Below are 16431 nucleotides of genomic sequence, written 5' to 3'. Positions count from 1 at the left end.
GACAATCCCGTCCGGCGCTGTCCCGCCGACCCCCGTCGCGGGCGCGGCGGAGCGGTGGTGACGGTGCGATCGTCCCTGGTCAGAGCCTCAAGAGAGTCTGTTCTGTCGATGTGCGGAGTGGCGTCGGCCGTCCGTGCGGCGCGGCGTGATGTGACGGTGCGTGACGCGGGGCGGGGAGAGGCGGTGTCCGGCCGACTGTCAGTGGTGCCGTGCAGAGTTGTTGACGCAAGCGGCCCACGGCACATCGGGGGTGGGCCGCAGGTGATGGCGCCTGCGTGCGCACATCCGCGAGGAGGGGGAGCCATGAGCACCGCGACCACCAGCCGGACCACGAACGACGAGGTACTGCGGCCGCACGCGGAGGACGCCTTCGCCGACGAGCTGAAGGCGCTCGCGGCGGCGGACGACCGGCCGCGGCCCGCCCGTTGGCGGCTGTCGCCCTGGGCCGTCGCCACCTATCTGCTCGGCGGCACGCTGCCGGACGGCACAGTGATCACTCCCAAGTACGTGGGTCCGCGCCGCATCGTGGAGGTGGCCGTCACCACGCTCGCCACGGACCGCGCGCTGCTGCTGCTCGGCGTCCCCGGCACCGCGAAGACCTGGGTGTCGGAACATCTCGCGGCGGCCGTCAGCGGCGATTCGACGCTGCTGGTCCAGGGCACCGCCGGCACGCCGGAGGAGGCGATCCGCTACGGCTGGAACTACGCCCGGCTGCTCGCCCACGGCCCGAGCCGGGAGGCGCTGGTGCCCAGCCCGGTGATGCGCGCCATGGCCGACGGCATGACGGCCCGCGTCGAGGAGCTGACCAGGATCCCGGCGGACGTCCAGGACACGCTGATCACCGTGCTGTCGGAGAAGACCCTCCCCATCCCGGAGCTCGGCCAGGAGGTGCAGGCCGTCCGCGGGTTCAATCTGATCGCCACGGCCAACGACCGCGACCGCGGGGTCAACGAGCTGTCCAGCGCGCTGCGCCGCCGCTTCAACACGGTCGTGCTGCCGCTGCCCGCCACACCCGAGGCGGAGGTCGACATCGTGGCGCGCCGGGTCGACGGGATGGGCCGGTCCCTGGATCTGCCCCCGGTGCCGGAGGGTGTGGAGGAGATCCGCCGCGTCGTCACGGTCTTCCGCGAACTCCGCGACGGGGTCACGACGGACGGCCGGACGAAGCTCAAGTCCCCGTCCGGCACGCTGTCGACGGCGGAGGCCATCTCCGTGGTCACAGGCGGCCTCGCCCTCGCGGCGCACTTCGGCGACGGGGTGCTGCGCCCGGACGACGTGGCCGCGGGCATCCTCGGCGCGGTGGTCCGGGATCCGGCCGCAGACCGGGTCGTCTGGCAGGAGTATCTGGAAGCGGTGGTGCGCGAGCGCGACGGCTGGAAGGACTTCTACCGCGCGTGCCGTGAGGTGACCGGATGAGCGCCGGACCGCTGCTGCTCGGCGTCCGGCACCACGGGCCCGGATCGGCGAGGGCGGTGCGGGCCGCGCTCGACCGGCACCGGCCGCGCGCCGTGCTCGTCGAGGGGCCGCCCGAGGCGGACGGTCTCGTCACGCTCGCCGCCGATCCGGAGATGCGGCCGCCCGTCGCGCTCCTCGCCCATGTGGCCGACGACCCGGCGCGGGCGGCGTTCTGGCCGCTGGCCGAGTTCTCGCCGGAGTGGGTGGCGATCCGCTGGGCGCTGGCGCACGACGTACCGGTCCGGTTCATCGACCTGCCGGCGTCCCACACCCTCGCGATGGCGGACGGCGACGCCCGGCCGGGCCCGGGGGACCGGACCGGTCCGGAGCCCGGGGCCGGCGGCGCGGGTCCCGGCGGGCCGCCCGTCACCGACGGCGGCCCGGCCGGTGACGGGGACGGCCCCGGCGAGCCGGGCGGTGCCGGTGCGGGCGACGGTGGCGCGGAAGGCCGGTTGCGGGTCGATCCGCTCGCCGTCCTCGCCGAGGCCGCCGGGTACGACGACCCCGAGCGCTGGTGGGAGGACGTGGTCGAACACCGGACCGCCGCCGTCCGGCCGGCCGCCGGAGAAGGGGAGCCCGGTGACGGACCGGCCGGCGAAGGGGCCGCCGCCTGCGCCGCCTTCGAGGCGCTGGCCGAGGCCATGGGGGCGCTGCGGGAGACCTGCGAGGACGGGGGCCACGACCGGGATCCGGTGCGCGAGGCGCACATGCGGCTGCGGATGCGGGAGGCCGCGCGCGAGTTCGGCGATGAGTACGCCGTCGTCTGCGGTGCCTGGCACGTCCCCGCGCTGACCCGGCGGACCACCGTGACCGCGGACCGGAAGCTGCTCAAGGGGCTGCCGAAGTCCAAGGTGGAGCTCAGCTGGGTGCCGTGGACCCACCGCCGGCTGTCCCGGGACAGCGGCTACGGCGCGGGCATCACCTCACCCGGCTGGTACGGGCACCTGTTCGACGCCCCGGACCGTCCGGTCGAGCGCTGGATGACCAAGGTCGCCGGGCTCCTCCGCGCCGAGGACCATCCGGTCTCCTCCGCCCATGTGATCGAGGCGGTCCGGCTCGCCGACACGCTCGCCGCCATGCGCGGCCGGCCGCTCGCCGGGCTCGTGGAGACCACGGACGCGATCAGGGCGGTGATGTGCGAGGGGTCGGATGTGCCGCTCGCGCTCGTCGAGGACCGGCTGATCGTGGGGGACGTGCTCGGCCGGGTTCCCGACTCGGCCCCGGCCGTGCCCCTGCAGCGGGATCTGACCGGAACCCAGCGCACGCTGCGGCTCAAGCCCGAAGCCCGGGACCGGGAGTGCGAGTTCGACCTGCGCAAGGACACCGACGCCCGGCGCAGCCGACTCCTGCACCGGCTGCGGCTGCTCGGCATCGACTGGGGGGAGCCGGTGCGGTCGCGGGGCGGGCAGGGGACGTTCCGGGAGACGTGGCGGCTGCGCTGGGAACCGGAGCTGTCGGTGCGCGTCGCCGAGGCCGGGGTGTGGGGCACCACGGTGCTCGCCGCCGCCACGGCCAAGGCCGGGGCCGACGCGGCGTCGGCCGGCTCCCTGGCCGGTGTCACCTCGCTCGCCGAGCGCTGTCTGCTCGCCGGCCTCCCCGACGCGCTTCCGGTGGTGATGCGGGTCCTCGCCGACCGGGCCGCGCTCGACGCGGACGTCGGCCACCTGGCCGAGGCGCTTCCCGCGCTCGTCCGTTCGGCGCGCTACGGCGATGTGCGCGGCACCGATTCCGTCGCGCTCGCCGAGGTGGCCGCCGGTCTGGCCGAGCGGGTCTTCGTCGGGCTCCCACCCGCGTGTGCGGGGCTCGACGCGGACGGCGCGGAGCAGATGCGGGGGCATCTGGACTCCGTCCACACGGCTGTGGGCCTGCTGGCGGAGGCCGCGCCCGCGGAGGCCTCATCCGTGGAGACGGCGCCCGTGGAGACGGCTGCTGTAGGCGCCGGAGCCGGTGCCGAAGTCGGCGCCGTCGAGGCCGGGGAAGGGCAGGTGGGGCGTTCGCCCGCCGTGTCGGCTGTGCGGGCAGAGCCCGCCGCGTCCGCCCCGTCCGCCGTGCGGGCAGAGCCCGCCGCGGCCGCGCCCCGCAACGGGCTGCGGGACCGCTGGGCAGTGGTGCTGCGGACGCTCGCTGGACGCGACACCGTGCCGGGGCTGATCCGCGGCCGGGCGGCGCGCCTGCTGCTCGACGACGGACGGCTGGCGGAGGACGAGGCCGCCCGGCTGATGGGGCACGCCCTGTCGCCCGGCACCGCGCCCGTGCAGGCGGCGGCCTGGATCGAGGGGTTCGTCGGCGGCGGATCCGGGGGCGGGCTGCTGCTGGTCCACGACGAGCGGCTGCTCGGGCTGGTCGACGCCTGGCTCACCGCTGTTCCGGCGGACGCCTTCACTGATGTACTGCCGCTGCTGCGACGGACCTTCGCGGCGTACGAGTCGGGCGTACGGCGCACGCTCGGGGAGCTCGTACGCCGGGGCCCGGCGGCATCCGGGGCGGCAGGCGCGGAGCCGGACGACGGCAGCGGGGCCGGCTTCGGCGCCGGACTCGACCCCGGACGCTCCGCGGCCGTGCTGCCGACGCTGGGCCTGCTGCTGGGACTGGACGGCTGTTCCGGCGCGGACGTTGGCGATTCCGGGCCGGACCAGCACGGTCCTGGGCTGGACCAGCACGGTCCCGGGCCGGACGAGGGCGGTCCCGGGCCGGACGAGGGCGGGGCGGCGCACGGCCGTAACCGCCCCGGGCTCGGCCACACGGACCGTGAACACGACGACCGTGAACACGACGGCCGTGAACGCAACGACAACGACCTTGCGGGGGTGGCGCGATGAGCGGTGCGACGGCACCGGGGACGGGCGGCGAGGCGGCCGAGCGGCTGCGGCGGTGGCGGATGGTGCTGGGCGGGGAGGCGGCGGACGGCACCGGTTACGTGCCGACGGGGCGGGACGCCGCGATGGACCGGACCCTCGCCGCGCTCTACGGCGGTGGCGACAAGGGGGAGGGCGGCGGCCGGTCGGCAGGGCTCGGCGGGTCCGCGCCCCGGGTCGCCCGCTGGCTCGGCGACATCCGCACCTACTTCCCGTCGTCCGTCGTACAGGTGATGCAGCGGGACGCCATCGACCGGCTCGGGCTGTCCGCCCTGCTCCTCGAACCGGAGATGCTGGAGGCCGTCGAGGCGGACGTCCATCTCGTCGGCACGCTGCTCTCCCTGAACAAGGCGATGCCCGAGACCACCAAGGAGACCGCGCGGGCCGTGGTCCGCAAGGTGGTCCAGGAGCTGGAGAAGCGGCTGGCGACCCGCACCCGGGCCACCCTCACGGGTGCGCTCGACCGGTCCGCGCGGATCAGCCGTCCCCGGCACCGGGACATCGACTGGGACCGCACCATACGGGCCAACCTCAAGAACTATCTGCCCGAGTACCGCACGGTCGTCCCGGAGCGGCTGATCGGGTACGGGCGGGCGGCCCAGGCCGTGAAGAAGGACGTGGTGCTGTGTATCGACCAGTCCGGGTCGATGGCCGCCTCGGTCGTCTACGCCTCTGTCTTCGGCGCGGTGCTCGCCTCGATGCGGTCCATCGCGACCCGGCTGGTCGTGTTCGACACCGCCGTCGTCGATCTCACCGACCAGCTCGACGACCCGGTGGACGTGCTCTTCGGAACCCAGCTCGGCGGCGGCACCGACATCAACCGGGCGCTGGCGTACTGCCAGTCGCAGATCACCCGGCCCGCCGACACCGTCGTGGTGCTCATCAGCGACCTCTACGAGGGCGGCATACGGGACGAGATGCTGAAGCGGGTGGCGGCGATGAAGGCGTCGGGGGTCCAGTTCGTGACGCTGCTCGCGCTGTCCGACGAGGGCGCACCGGCCTACGACCGGGAGCACGCGGCGGCGCTCGCGGCCCTCGGGGCGCCGGCGTTCGCGTGCACGCCGGACCTGTTCCCCGAGGTGATGGCGGCGGCGATCGAGAAGCGGCCGCTGCCGGTACCGGACCCGGCGACACCGTGACGGCCTGCTGTGACCGCATCCCGTGCCCCTGCCACCCCGTGCCCCTGCCACCCCGTGCCCCCGCCACCCCGTGCCCCGTCCGGCCGAGCAGTCCCTCGGAGCCCGTCCGTTCGGGCCCGCCCATTCGAGCCTGCCTATTCGGGCCTGTCCGGCCGAGCCCTGCCGGACAGGCGGTGCCGGACGGACCGCCCGCCCGACTGCGTCGGACGGACAGCCGGACCGACCGTGCCGAACGGGCCGTGCCGTGCGGGATGGAACCGTGCGGGAGGGGTCGTGCCGTGCGGGAGGAGGCCGGACGGGCCGGACTCAGTACGGCACCGACTCAGCGCGGCACCGACTCAGCACGGGACCGAGTGGGAGGGCCCCGTCCCGTGCCCGTCACAGCCGGAGCGCTACACGTTGGGCACGTGCAGCCGGTCCCAACTGGCCTTGCCGGGGATGCCGTCCGCGTCGCCTCCGGAGTAGCCCAGCTTGCGCTGCCAGGCCGCGTAGGACTTGCGGTCCGCCTCGGTCCACTCGGGGCCCGGGCCGACCTCGTAGCGGCCGCAGCCCTCGGCCACCAGGCGCCTGCCCATCGCGGTGATGACCCTGCTGCTGCGGCCGGAGCGGAAGAAGGAGGCGCCCGGGAACGGTTCGTACGTGGGCTCGACGGGGCCCTCGGGCGCCGAACTGAGCCGGTTCTGGATCCGGGTGCGCATGCTGTTCATGGTGAAGCCCTTGGGATCGATCTTCCCGGGCTGCCACTCCAGATGCCCGATCACGGATCTCTGCGTCCAGCCGTGCGCCCGGCAGATCGCGGCCGCCGCCTTCTCGATCGCGGTGAGCTGTGCCGCCGGCCACGGGTCGTCGCCGTCTCCGAGATTGATGCACTCGAAGCCGTAGAAGTGCCGGTTGCCGTCGGTGTTGGCCTCGTTGTCGGCGGGCAGCGCCGTCTCGTTGATCACGGCGCGGAGCACGTCGTCGTCGCCGAGTCCGGCGTGGTTCGCCCGGCCGTTGCCGACCAGGTAGACCGTGCCGTCCTTGGCGATGACCCCGTGGCACAGCGGGCCCGGCAGGCTGGAGTGCCCGTCGTAGCAGAGGTCCACCGAGCTCTGGGTGCCCGAGGTGACGGTGTGGTGGATCATCACACCGTGCGTCGGTCCCCAGGGGCCCTTGTGGTTCCGGTTGTGCGTGCGCCAGCTCCTGACCTCGACGACGTGCAGGCCCTCGTCACGGAGGGCTTCGAGCAGCCGGTCGGCGGACAACGGAGTTGCCATCGTGATGCTCCTTCAGTGGGGGATGGGAAGCGGTGCGTCGATAGGGCCTCGGGTTTCTCAAACGCGTGCGCCATGACGCGGCGGGGAGCGGGGACGGGGACGAGCGGTCGTGGTCACGGGGCGGTCAGGACAGGGGTTACGGCACGTCGGCCGCCGTCGGTGGGGACCGGGACGGCCATGGGGCGAGGTATTGCGCGGATCCACCACGTCGCTTCTTGCGCAGATCCACTACGTCGTTCTCACCGTTGTCCCGCACCAGGTCAACGGAGCGAAGTGCAGCAGGACACCGGCCGGATCCCGGAGCAGCGGCCGGCGGGCGGCGTCGACCGGCCACTCCACGGAGCCCGTCGCGGTACGGGCCGGGATCAGCCAGGGGTCTCCGGGGCGGCAGGGCCCCTGGGGGGCGAGCCGGACCCGGACGCCGTCCTCCGGATCGGTCCAGGCGCCCTCCTGGATGCGGAGCGAGCCGAGGGGCGGCTGCCGTTCTCCGGACCGGGCGGGCGGCCGCTGGTGCCGGCGGCGCAGAAAGGGGTGGTGGTCGGCACGTAGTCCGACTCCGTCCAGCGGTTCACCGGACAGCCGGACCCGGCGCCCCGGCAGGTCGACCTCCTCCACACACAGCAGTGGCGCCGGCTCCCCGCGATCGGTATACCCGCTGTCGACCATCTCGACCCCGTCTCCGACCAGGAGATGCAGCTTTTCGCCGGGTTTCTGGGCGGTAAGTTCCGCCCGGATACTGCCGAGTTCGGCCGACAGGAGCACGACGGAGCCGTCGATCCGGTCACCCCGGGTCCCGGAATTCCCGGGATCGTCATGAGCGTGCGAGATCGTCATGACCATGATGGAGAAGGGGCGGCTCCGGCAGAAAGTGATTCCTCGCAAAAGGGGCTCATGGTCGCGGTCAAGTGCTCTCGGTGGAATGTGAGCCGAACGAGCGCAGATCTTGCTGCGGGGATTACGGAGTGAGCTGCGGGGATTGCGGAGCGAAGGGCGGTTGATGACTGTTTGGCCGCGCTTCGGTGGGCGCCCGGCGCTCGTCGGCCCCGCGTCGCGCACCCCGGCTCGTCACGGCCGCTCTGTGACTGTAATCACCGCTCACATGTGACCTGCGATTTAGGGCGCCCGGTCCGACGGGGATAACCTGCGAGGCGGACATGCCGCGTACCCGGACAACGTGTGCGCCTCCCTTGTGACCGCGTCGTCACGCTGCCCTTCGCGGCACGCCCAGGCAGACAACGAACCGCGATCACACCACGACAGCGGTATTGAGACGCAAAGGGACGGACGCGCGTGGACCTGTTCGAGTACCAGGCGAGGGACCTCTTCGCCAAGCACGGTGTACCGGTGCTGGCCGGTGAAGTCATCGATACGCCTGAGGCGGCGCGCGAGGCGACCGAGCGTCTCGGCGGCCGAGCCGTCGTCAAGGCGCAGGTGAAGGTCGGCGGCCGCGGCAAGGCCGGCGGCGTGAAGCTGGCCTCCGACGCGGCGGACGCCGTGGCGAAGGCCGACCAGATCCTGGGCATGGACATCAAGGGCCACACGGTCCACAAGGTCATGCTCGCCCCGACCGCGGACATCGTGGAGGAGTACTACGTCTCCTTCCTGCTGGACCGCACCAACCGCACCTTCCTGGCCATGGCCTCCGTCGAGGGCGGCATGGACATCGAGGAGGTCGCGGCCACCAAGCCCGAGGCGCTGGCCAAGATCCCGGTCGACGCCAACGAGGGCGTGACCCCGGAGAAGGCCGCGGAGATCGTCGCCGCCGCCAACTTCCCGGCCGAGGTCGCCGACCAGATCGCCGAGGCCCTGCAGACCCTGTGGAAGGCCTTCATCGCCGAGGACGCGCTCCTCGTCGAGGTCAACCCGCTGGTCAAGACCGGCGACGGCAAGATCATCGCGCTCGATGGCAAGGTCTCCCTGGACGAGAACGCCGAGTTCCGCCAGGCCCACCACGCCGAGCTCGAGGACAAGGCGGCGGCCAACCCGCTCGAGGCCGCGGCCAAGGCCAAGGGCCTCAACTACGTCAAGCTCGACGGCGAGGTCGGCATCATCGGCAACGGCGCGGGTCTCGTCATGAGCACCCTCGACGTCGTCGCCTACGCGGGCGAGAAGCACAGCAATGTGAAGCCCGCCAACTTCCTCGACATCGGCGGCGGCGCCTCCGCCGAGGTCATGGCGAACGGCCTCGAGATCATCCTCGGCGACCCGGACGTCAAGTCCGTCTTCGTCAACGTCTTCGGCGGCATCACCGCCTGTGACGCGGTCGCCAACGGCATCGTCCAGGCTCTGGACCTCCTCAAGTCCAAGGGCGAGGACGTCACCAAGCCGCTCGTCGTCCGCCTCGACGGCAACAACGCGGAGCTGGGTCGGCAGATCCTGACCGACGCGAACCACCCGCTCGTGACGCAGGTGGACACCATGGACGGTGCGGCCGACCGCGCCGCCGAGCTGGCAGCGAAGTAAAGGAACGGGTCACCAAACCATGGCTATTTTCCTCACCAAGGAAAGCAAGGTCATCGTCCAGGGGATGACCGGCTCCGAGGGCCAGAAGCACACCCGCCGGATGCTCGCCTCCGGCACCAACATCGTCGGCGGCGTGAACCCGCGCAAGGCCGGCACGACCGTCGACTTCGACGGCACCGAGGTACCGGTGTTCGGCTCCGTGAAGGAGTCCATCGACGCCACCGGCGCCGACGTCACCGTCATCTTCGTGCCGCCGAAGTTCGCCAAGGACGCGGTCCTCGAGGCGATCGACGCCGAGATCGGCCTCGCGGTCGTGATCACCGAGGGCATCGCGGTGCACGACACCGCCGCCTTCTGGGCGCACGCCCAGGCCAAGGGCAACAAGACCCGGATCATCGGCCCGAACTGCCCCGGCCTCATCACCCCGGGCCAGTCGAACGCCGGCATCATCCCGGCCGACATCACCACCTCCGGCCGCATCGGCCTGGTGTCGAAGTCCGGCACGCTCACGTACCAGATGATGTACGAGCTGCGTGACCTCGGCTTCTCGTCGGCCGTGGGCATCGGTGGCGACCCGATCATCGGCACCACCCACATCGACGCCCTCGCCGCCTTCGAGGCCGACCCCGACACCGACCTGATCGTCATGATCGGTGAGATCGGTGGCGACGCCGAGGAGCGGGCCGCGGACTTCATCAAGGCCAACGTCACCAAGCCGGTCGTCGGCTACGTGGCCGGCTTCACCGCGCCCGAGGGCAAGACCATGGGTCACGCCGGTGCGATCGTGTCCGGCTCGTCCGGCACCGCGCAGGCGAAGAAGGAGGCCCTCGAGGCCGCGGGCGTGAAGGTCGGCAAGACCCCGTCCGAGACGGCCCGCCTGGCGCGCGCCGCGCTCGGCGGCTGACCTTCCGGTCTCAGCTTCACCAGGGGCGGGGCCCGTACGGACGACCGTACGGGCCCCGCCCTTGTGCGTGCCCGGCGGCCTTGTGCGTGCCCCGGCGGTGGGCCAGGGCGCGGCCCGGTGCGGCGGTCCGGCACAGCGGTCCGGCGAACGCGTGGCGGGGCGAGGCCGGGGCCCGGACCGCAAACCCCGGACCGCAAACCCGGTTTCCCCCGCGCCCGCAAGCCCTCCGTCCCCCACGCCCGCAAGTCCCCCTTCCCCGGCACCCGGAAGTGCCGGAAGCCGCGACTCCGCCACCTGGCTTCAGGGGCTCGCGGCGGGCTCCGCGGCGGACGCATCCGCAGCCGACGCATCCGCGGCCGACGGATCCGGGGCCGACGGATCTGCCGCCGACGGATCCGGGGCCGACGGATCTGCCGCCGACGCATCCGGGGCCGACGGATCTGCCGCCGACGGATTCGGGGCCGTGACGGCGGGCCGCTCGCGGACCTCGGGGACGTACCGGCCCGGGGAGAGCACCGCGAAGACGGCCGTCGTCACCACGAACGCGCCGGTGATGCCGTACGCGGCGGCGGTCCAGCGCCGCGTGCGCCGCTCACTGCCGAGGCGCACGGAGCGCGCCGAGACCGTCCGTACCGGCTGCGCCGACGTCAGGCCGTCGAGCCGGCGCCCCAGGATTGCGCCGTGCAGCGCGGGCGGTGCCTCGCCGATCTCCGGAAGCCGGGCCACCACGGCCGCCCGCGCGCGGGCCAGTCGGCTCTCGGCGGCCGGGAGCGTCGCCTCCACCTCGGCGGCGGTCTCCGGCAGCCCCAGGCCCACCCCGTCGTGGAGCAGCAGTACCCGGCGGTAGCAGCGGGGGAGGGCGAGCACGGCGGCGAACAGCGCACGGTCCGGTCCGGACGCGGTGCCGGCCGGCGGCCTGCGGCGCAGCCAGGGCTGGTGCCAGGGCGAGAGCGCGTACTCGTACGCGGCGGCCCGTACCCAGCCGGCCGGGTCGCGGTCCGCGGTCACCTCGGGCCAGTGCTGCCAGGCCTGGTGGAAGGCGCGGTCCACCGCGCGGCGCGCCAGCCGTCGGCGCCCGGTCAGCACCGTGACCTGCCGGACCAGCGCGGGGGTGTGCGCGGCGCACAGCGTCTCGAAGGCCTGCGCGGGGGCGCTCACGGCGGAGTGCGGAGTGCGCCCCGGCGGTGATGCCCGCCGGAAGCCGGGCGTGCCCGCGGCCGTCCCGCCCCGCACCGTGGCCCGCGCGGCGGCGCCGGAGGGCGGCGTGGTCGGGGTCGGCCTGGTGGGCAGCTCCTCGGCGGCCGGAAGGACGGTGTTCGGACGGACGGTGTTCGGACGGGCCGTGTCCGGACGGGGAGTGTCCGGAAAAGCGGAGTCCGGGCAACCGGTGGCGAGTCGGCCGGTGGCGAGGCGCGCGGCATCGAGGCCGGCAGCGTCGAGGCGGGCCGCGTCGAGGCCGGCGGCATCGAGGCGTGCAGCGTCGAGGCGGGCCGCATCGAGGCGGGCGGCGTCGAGGCAGGCGGCATCGAGGCGGGCAGGGCCCGGGCGGGCGGCGGCCGGGTCCGGTGTGCGCCGTGCCGCCGGGCGCGGCTTCCGGTGGCGTCGTCGCCCGGTCATGCCGCGCGTCCTCCGTGCCGGTGGGCCGACCGGGCGCACGCCCCGCGGTCCCGAAGTGCGAAATGGTGCATACCCATATATTGGGCGACACGACGGCTATTGGTCTGCTCCGTGGATGAATGGTGTGTTGTTGGCAGCATGTCTGCGTGACGCAATTGACCGACCGCAGCACCCCGTTGTCCTCGCGTCTCCCGGCGCGCGCCCGGCGCACGCCCGATGCCGGTGAAACGGCGCTCGGCGGGGTGGTGGCGGCCGCCCTCGGACTGGGTGCCATGACGGTTCCGGTCCTGCTGATCTGGATCGCGGCGCCGTACCCGGACAACGGGCCCAGCGGCGCGCTCCACGTGGCCGCGGCGCTGTGGCTGGCGGCGCACGGGGTCGGCCTCGTCCGGCCCGACGCCCTGTCAGGGGCCGGCGCCCCCATCGGGCTGACGCCTCTGCTGCTCGCGGTGGTGCCGGTCTGGCTGATGTACCGCTCGGCCCGGTACACCGTCGAGGCGCGGGCCGAACGCCTCGGCCGGTACCACTCGGAGGAGGTGGAACCGCCGTACGCCGGCCCCACGATCGGGTGGCTGGCCGCGGGCTATCTCTCCGTCGGCGCGGCGGCCCTCGTCTACACGTCGGGCGGTCCGCTGCACCCCGACCTGCTCGACGCGCTGCTGCACCTGCCGCTCGTCGCCGGGGGCGCGCTGGGGTACGGGGTGTGGGCGGCGAGCGGACATCCGCGCGGGCCGCTGCCCGAGGCGGTCCGGGAGGCGGCCGACCGCGTTCCGGAACAGGTGCGGATCTTCCTCACCCCGGCCCGGCGGGACACCGCCCTGCGGGGCGCGGCGGCCGGCACCGCGCTGCTGCTGGCCGGGGGTGCCCTGCTCCTGCTGTTGTCCCTGGCCTGGCACGGGTTCGTGGGGGAGCAGCCGTTCCTGCGGTTCCCCGAGGCCTGGTCCGGCCGCTGCGGGATGCTGCTGCTGGCCCTCGTCCTCGTCCCGAACGCCGTGGTGTGGGGGGCCGCCTACGGGCTCGGCCCGGGCTTCACCCTGGGCGCGGGCAGCGTCGTGGGGCCGCTCGGCGCGTCCGGGTACCCGTCCCTGCCGGCTTTCCCGCTCCTCGCCGGGCTGCCCGAGCAGGGACCGGGCGGACCCGGCACCTGGTGGGTCGCGGCGGTGCCCGTCGCGGCCGGGCTGGGCGTCGGCTGGTGCACCGCGCGGGCCGCGGTGCCACCGGCGGGCGCGGACACCCCGGGGCGGCCCGCGGGCCCGGCCGCAGCGCAGGACAGGACGACGGCCGTCCGGGACGGCAGGGCCTCCGCCTCGGATAGCAGGGTCTGCGGCCCGGACGGCAGGGTCTGCGACCCGGACGAGCGGCGGGAGCAGACCTTTCGGAGCGTCCGGGAGACGGCTCTGACGGGCGCGCTGTCCAGCGTCGGCTGCCTGCTGGCCACGGCGCTGCTCACCGGGCTCGCCGACGGACCGCTCGGTCGACGGGGGCTCGCCGCCTTCGGCCCGAGCTGGTGGCTGACCGGCCCGGCCGCCCTGGCCTGGACCCTCCTGGTCGGAATCCCCACCGCACTGGTCCTGCGCTGGTGGTGGATCCGCGAACGGCGCCGGGCGCCCGGCGCCGAGCGATGGCTCCGGTCGCGCCTGCACACGCTGCGCCCGCCGGCTGCCCGGCTGCGGGCCCGGACGGGCCGGGTGTTCACGCGCCTGCGGGCATCCCGGCTGTACGGCCTGCTGCGCTCGACGGGACCGGGCCGCCGGACCGGACCGGCCACGGAGGGGGACAGGGCAACGGAGGGCGGGAGGACGGCGGACAAGGCGACCACGGGCGGGGCGACCACGGGCGGGGCGACCGCGGACGGGGCCACGGCAGAGGGGACACCGGCCGACGGGGCGACGGCGGACGGGGCGACGGCGGCCCCGGAGCCCGGGCAACCGGGGGCGAACGGACCTCATGCACCGGGCTCAGGGAAGCCGGGAACGGTGAAAGGACCGCATGCCCCGGGGTCGGGAAAACCGGCACCGGCGAACAGTCCGCACGCACCAGGACCGGCGAACGGTCCGCACGCACCAGGACCGGCGAACGGTCCACACGCAGCGGGGGCGGCGAAGCGCGCACCAGGACCGGCGAACGATCCGCACGCACCGGGACCGGCGAAGCGCGCACCAGGACCCGCAAACGATCCGCACGCACCGGGACCGGACCAGCAGGAGGGAACTCCGGGACCGCCGGCGCAGCGCGACCGCCACGGCCGCAGGGGTGGTCACGGCAGCAGGGGTGGTCACGGCCATCGCGGCGGCACGGACGGCGCCCCCGACCCCGCGGTCGCCGGTGCCCGGCCCCTGCGGCGCAGGCCGGACCGTCCGTCGCTGCCCGGCAGCCGCCCCTCCCCGGCGGACGAGCGCGACGACGGGCGCGGCTCCTGGCTCCCCCTGCCCCGGACCGGCCCGGCCGCCGATCCGCCGCCACCCTCCGCCGGACGAACGGCTTCCCGGTCTCTCTGGCCGCCGCTGCCGCGCAGACGCCGTGCCGCCGACGACCTGCGGCCACCCGCACCGGGACCGCAGCTCCCCCCGGCCCGGCGCGGCGCTGGGGCGGGGACCCGGGACGGCGGCTCCGGGCGCTCGGGCGGGACCCCCGAACGCCGGCCCGCTCCGGACGAGCCCCGCCATGCCGACCGCGCGCCGAACGGCCGGTCCCGCTCCCTGTGGACGCGGCTGCGCCGCACCCGCGGAGCGCCGTCCTCCGGCGGTGGGCAGGGGCCGACAGAGGCGAGGCGGGTGGAGGAGCCGACAGAGGGGCCGGTGCACGGACCTGCGGAGGCGTCGGCAGAGGGGGCGGCGCACGGACCGGCGGAAGAGCCGACGCACGGACCGGCGGAGGAGCCGACGCACGAACCGACCGATGGGCCGACGGACTGACGGACTGACCCGACGCCCCTCCCGGCGGACCGTTCCCGACCGCCGCGCCCCGGACCTCCCTGCCGCGCGCAGCGAAGGTCGTCCGGAGTCCGCCGACGGGCTGCACCCCACCAACCTCGGCCGGCTGGTGCTGAACGAGCCGGGGCCGCTGCCCTTCAGCGGCAGAGCACGTCGAGCCCTTCAGCGGCAGAGCGCGTCGAGATCCGCGGAGAAGGACGGGAACGCGGCTTGGGCCTCGGTGATGATCTCCCGGGCGGGCCGGCGCGGTGTGGTCGCGTGCCGCGCGGCGAGCTCGGCCAGGGCCGCGTCGGGGCTCGCCTCCCGCTCCTCGTACAGCGCGGCCTCCATCGGGCCGAAGCCGTCGGCCAGCACCCACAGGAAGTCGGAGAGGCAGCCGGCCACCACGCCGCGCTCGCCCTCGGAGCCCATGAAGATCACCGGCTGTTCGGCGAGGGGACGGCCGGCCCGTATGCACCAGAGGGCCGCGAGTCCGCCGCCGCCGTTCTGGCCGAAGATCCGGTAGGCGTCGCCGTCCAGCTCCTGGTTCCCGGTCCACTGGCGCAGCCACCGGGTCGTCCGCTCCGGGGAGTCGAAGGCGCCGTACGGCTCGAAGTCGACGCCCTCGCCCTCCTCGCCGTAGTCGAACTCGACCCGGGCGACGTCGGACAGGGCGGGCGGGAAGCGGCGGTCGTCGCCGGGCGTGTCGGTCATGCGGATCATTGTGTACGCCGCCACCGACAGCGCCCCGCGGGTCAGTTGCGGGTGCTCAGCAGCGGGCGCAGCTGCTCGGGGAGCAGGTCCTCGCAGGAGTGCCGGGACGACTGGGTCAGGGCGTCGTTCACGCAGGTGTAGTAGTCGCGGTAGACGATCTGGAAGGAGAACGTCGCCGCGACGATCGCCAGGGCGAGACTCCCGGTGACCAGTCCGCTGACCGCCGCCGTCGTCTGCTGCCGGGGGTTCCCGGCGGGTGCGCTTCCGGTGCCGTCGCCCGGTGTCCCCGGCTCGGCCGTGGCACCCGTCCCGACGTCCCCGGCCGCCGCGCCCGTCCGCGGGCGGACCGGCTTGCCGCGCAGGGAGCTGACGCCCCAGTAGAGCGCGAGGGCGCCCAGCAGCAGCGCCACCTCGGGAATGCTGAACAGCGCGAAGAAGAAGGCCCACATGCCCGCGAGCAGGGCGTAGCGGGCGCGCCGCTGGAGCGGGTCGGTCGGGTCCCAGCGCAGTCCGGCCGGGCCGCCCGGGCCCTTCTGTCCGCCCTGGCCGTCGGGGCCGCCGGTGTCGTTGCTCTGCTGCGGTCCCGGGCCGGGACGGGTGCCGAAGCCGCCGCTCTGCCGGCCGGGCTGACGGCTGCTCCACTGACTGCCCCAGGGCTGCTGCCGGTTCCGGCCGTCCTCGCCCTGCCCGTTACCGCCCTGCCCGCTGCCGTCCTGCCCGCTGCCGTCCTGCCCGTTGCCGTCCTGTCCGTCGCCGTGCCCGCCGTTCCCCCGGCCGCCGTTCCCCTGCCCGTCGCCGCTGCCGCCGTCCCCGCCGGGCCGGCCGTCGTGGTCGCCGCCCCGCGGGGTGCGGGGCCGCCAGGGCTGGTCCGGGCGGCCCTCCGGCGGGGGAGCGAAGGGGTTGTCCTCCCCGTCCGGGGACGGGGACGCCGAGGGCCGGCGCTCGCGCAGCAGCGGCACCGGCGCAGCCGCCGGTGCCCACGGCAGCCCCGCCGGGTCGAGGGAGGGTGCCGTGGAGAGCGGGAGTCGGAGAGCCGCGCGGCGGCGTCGGTCCGGCATCTGGAGTGAGTCTTCCCCTTGTGTCGTCGTCTCCCCTGGAGGGTCCGGGCCCTCCGGG

The 16431-nt window shown here is 74.7% G+C and carries 11 protein-coding genes; 6 read left to right on the top strand and 5 right to left on the bottom strand.

Going from position 1 to position 16431, the window contains the following annotated elements:
- Positions 1–303: 303 nt before the first annotated feature.
- Genes ABT112_RS17970 through ABT112_RS17960 form a run of 3 tightly spaced genes read left to right on the top strand, consistent with a single transcriptional unit; the run spans position 304 to position 5449 of the window.
- Positions 304–1416: an ATP-binding protein gene (locus tag ABT112_RS17970; protein WP_351510636.1), complete on the top strand. Its 1113-nt coding sequence runs from the start codon at positions 304–306 to the stop codon at positions 1414–1416.
- Positions 1413–4274 carry a DUF5682 family protein gene (locus ABT112_RS17965; RefSeq protein WP_351510634.1) on the top strand — a complete coding sequence of 954 codons (2862 nt, stop codon included), beginning with the start codon at positions 1413–1415 and terminating at the stop codon, positions 4272–4274. The genes ABT112_RS17970 and ABT112_RS17965 overlap by 4 nt, the downstream gene beginning before the upstream one ends.
- Positions 4271–5449, top strand: coding sequence for a VWA domain-containing protein (locus ABT112_RS17960; protein WP_351510632.1), 1179 nt, complete (start codon positions 4271–4273; stop codon positions 5447–5449). The genes ABT112_RS17965 and ABT112_RS17960 overlap by 4 nt, the downstream gene beginning before the upstream one ends.
- Positions 5450–5841: 392 nt before the next feature.
- Here ABT112_RS17960 and ABT112_RS17955 read toward each other — a convergent pair whose 3' ends face one another.
- Together ABT112_RS17955 and ABT112_RS17950 are read right to left on the bottom strand one after the other, a co-directional pair.
- Entirely contained in the window at positions 5842–6705 is an 864-nt protein-coding gene (locus ABT112_RS17955; RefSeq protein ID WP_351510631.1) for a peptidoglycan-binding protein, read from the bottom strand.
- A gap of 228 nt (positions 6706–6933) precedes the next feature.
- Positions 6934–7539, bottom strand: a complete 606-nt coding sequence (locus ABT112_RS17950; protein WP_351510629.1) for a DUF6519 domain-containing protein — start codon at positions 7537–7539, stop codon at positions 6934–6936.
- 456 nt (positions 7540–7995) lie between these two features.
- Between ABT112_RS17950 and sucC the strand changes: the two genes are divergently transcribed.
- A complete protein-coding gene (sucC, locus tag ABT112_RS17945) occupies positions 7996–9168 on the top strand; it encodes an ADP-forming succinate--CoA ligase subunit beta (protein WP_351510627.1) in 1173 nt (390 codons plus the stop codon).
- A 19-nt stretch (positions 9169–9187) separates the two neighbouring features.
- Entirely contained in the window at positions 9188–10072 is an 885-nt protein-coding gene (sucD, locus tag ABT112_RS17940; RefSeq protein WP_351510625.1) for a succinate--CoA ligase subunit alpha, read from the top strand.
- A 300-nt stretch (positions 10073–10372) separates the two neighbouring features.
- Here the strand turns inward: sucD and ABT112_RS17935 are convergent, their stop codons facing one another.
- Positions 10373–11689: a sigma factor-like helix-turn-helix DNA-binding protein gene (locus ABT112_RS17935; protein WP_351510623.1), complete on the bottom strand. Its 1317-nt coding sequence runs from the start codon at positions 11687–11689 to the stop codon at positions 10373–10375.
- A 146-nt stretch (positions 11690–11835) separates the two neighbouring features.
- Here ABT112_RS17935 and ABT112_RS17930 point away from each other — a divergent pair, with 146 nt between their 5' ends.
- Positions 11836–14604, top strand: a complete 2769-nt coding sequence (locus tag ABT112_RS17930) for a cell division protein PerM (RefSeq protein ID WP_351510621.1) — start codon at positions 11836–11838, stop codon at positions 14602–14604.
- Positions 14605–14784: 180 nt separating this feature from the next.
- Here the strand turns inward: ABT112_RS17930 and ABT112_RS17925 are convergent, their stop codons facing one another.
- Both ABT112_RS17925 and ABT112_RS17920 read right to left on the bottom strand, forming a co-directional pair.
- Positions 14785–15315, bottom strand: a complete 531-nt coding sequence (locus ABT112_RS17925; RefSeq protein ID WP_351510619.1) for an SMI1/KNR4 family protein — start codon at positions 15313–15315, stop codon at positions 14785–14787.
- A gap of 41 nt (positions 15316–15356) precedes the next feature.
- On the bottom strand, positions 15357–16373 hold the full coding sequence (locus ABT112_RS17920; protein ID WP_351510618.1) for a hypothetical protein: 1017 nt from the start codon (positions 16371–16373) through the stop codon (positions 15357–15359).
- Positions 16374–16431: the final 58 nt, after the last annotated feature.

The sequence above is a fragment of the Streptomyces sp. NPDC002055 genome (assembly GCF_040296705.1).
Lineage (GTDB): Bacteria > Actinomycetota > Actinomycetes > Streptomycetales > Streptomycetaceae > Streptomyces.
This window is presented reverse-complemented; position numbering and strand designations above follow the sequence as displayed.

What these genes read in the sequence shown, in the direction of transcription:
- ABT112_RS17970 (WP_351510636.1), top strand. Translation starts at nt 304, where the DNA reads ATGAGCACCGCGACCACCAGCCGGACCACGAACGACGAGGTACTGCGG.
- ABT112_RS17965 (WP_351510634.1), top strand. Translation starts at nt 1,413, where the DNA reads ATGAGCGCCGGACCGCTGCTGCTCGGCGTCCGGCACCACGGGCCCGGA.
- ABT112_RS17960 (WP_351510632.1), top strand. Translation starts at nt 4,271, where the DNA reads ATGAGCGGTGCGACGGCACCGGGGACGGGCGGCGAGGCGGCCGAGCGG.
- ABT112_RS17955 (WP_351510631.1), bottom strand. Translation starts at nt 6,705, where the DNA reads ATGGCAACTCCGTTGTCCGCCGACCGGCTGCTCGAAGCCCTCCGTGAC.
- ABT112_RS17950 (WP_351510629.1), bottom strand. Translation starts at nt 7,539, where the DNA reads ATGACGATCTCGCACGCTCATGACGATCCCGGGAATTCCGGGACCCGG.
- sucD (WP_351510625.1), top strand. Translation starts at nt 9,188, where the DNA reads ATGGCTATTTTCCTCACCAAGGAAAGCAAGGTCATCGTCCAGGGGATG.
- ABT112_RS17935 (WP_351510623.1), bottom strand. Translation starts at nt 11,689, where the DNA reads ATGACCGGGCGACGACGCCACCGGAAGCCGCGCCCGGCGGCACGGCGC.
- ABT112_RS17925 (WP_351510619.1), bottom strand. Translation starts at nt 15,315, where the DNA reads ATGACCGACACGCCCGGCGACGACCGCCGCTTCCCGCCCGCCCTGTCC.
- ABT112_RS17920 (WP_351510618.1), bottom strand. Translation starts at nt 16,373, where the DNA reads ATGCCGGACCGACGCCGCCGCGCGGCTCTCCGACTCCCGCTCTCCACG.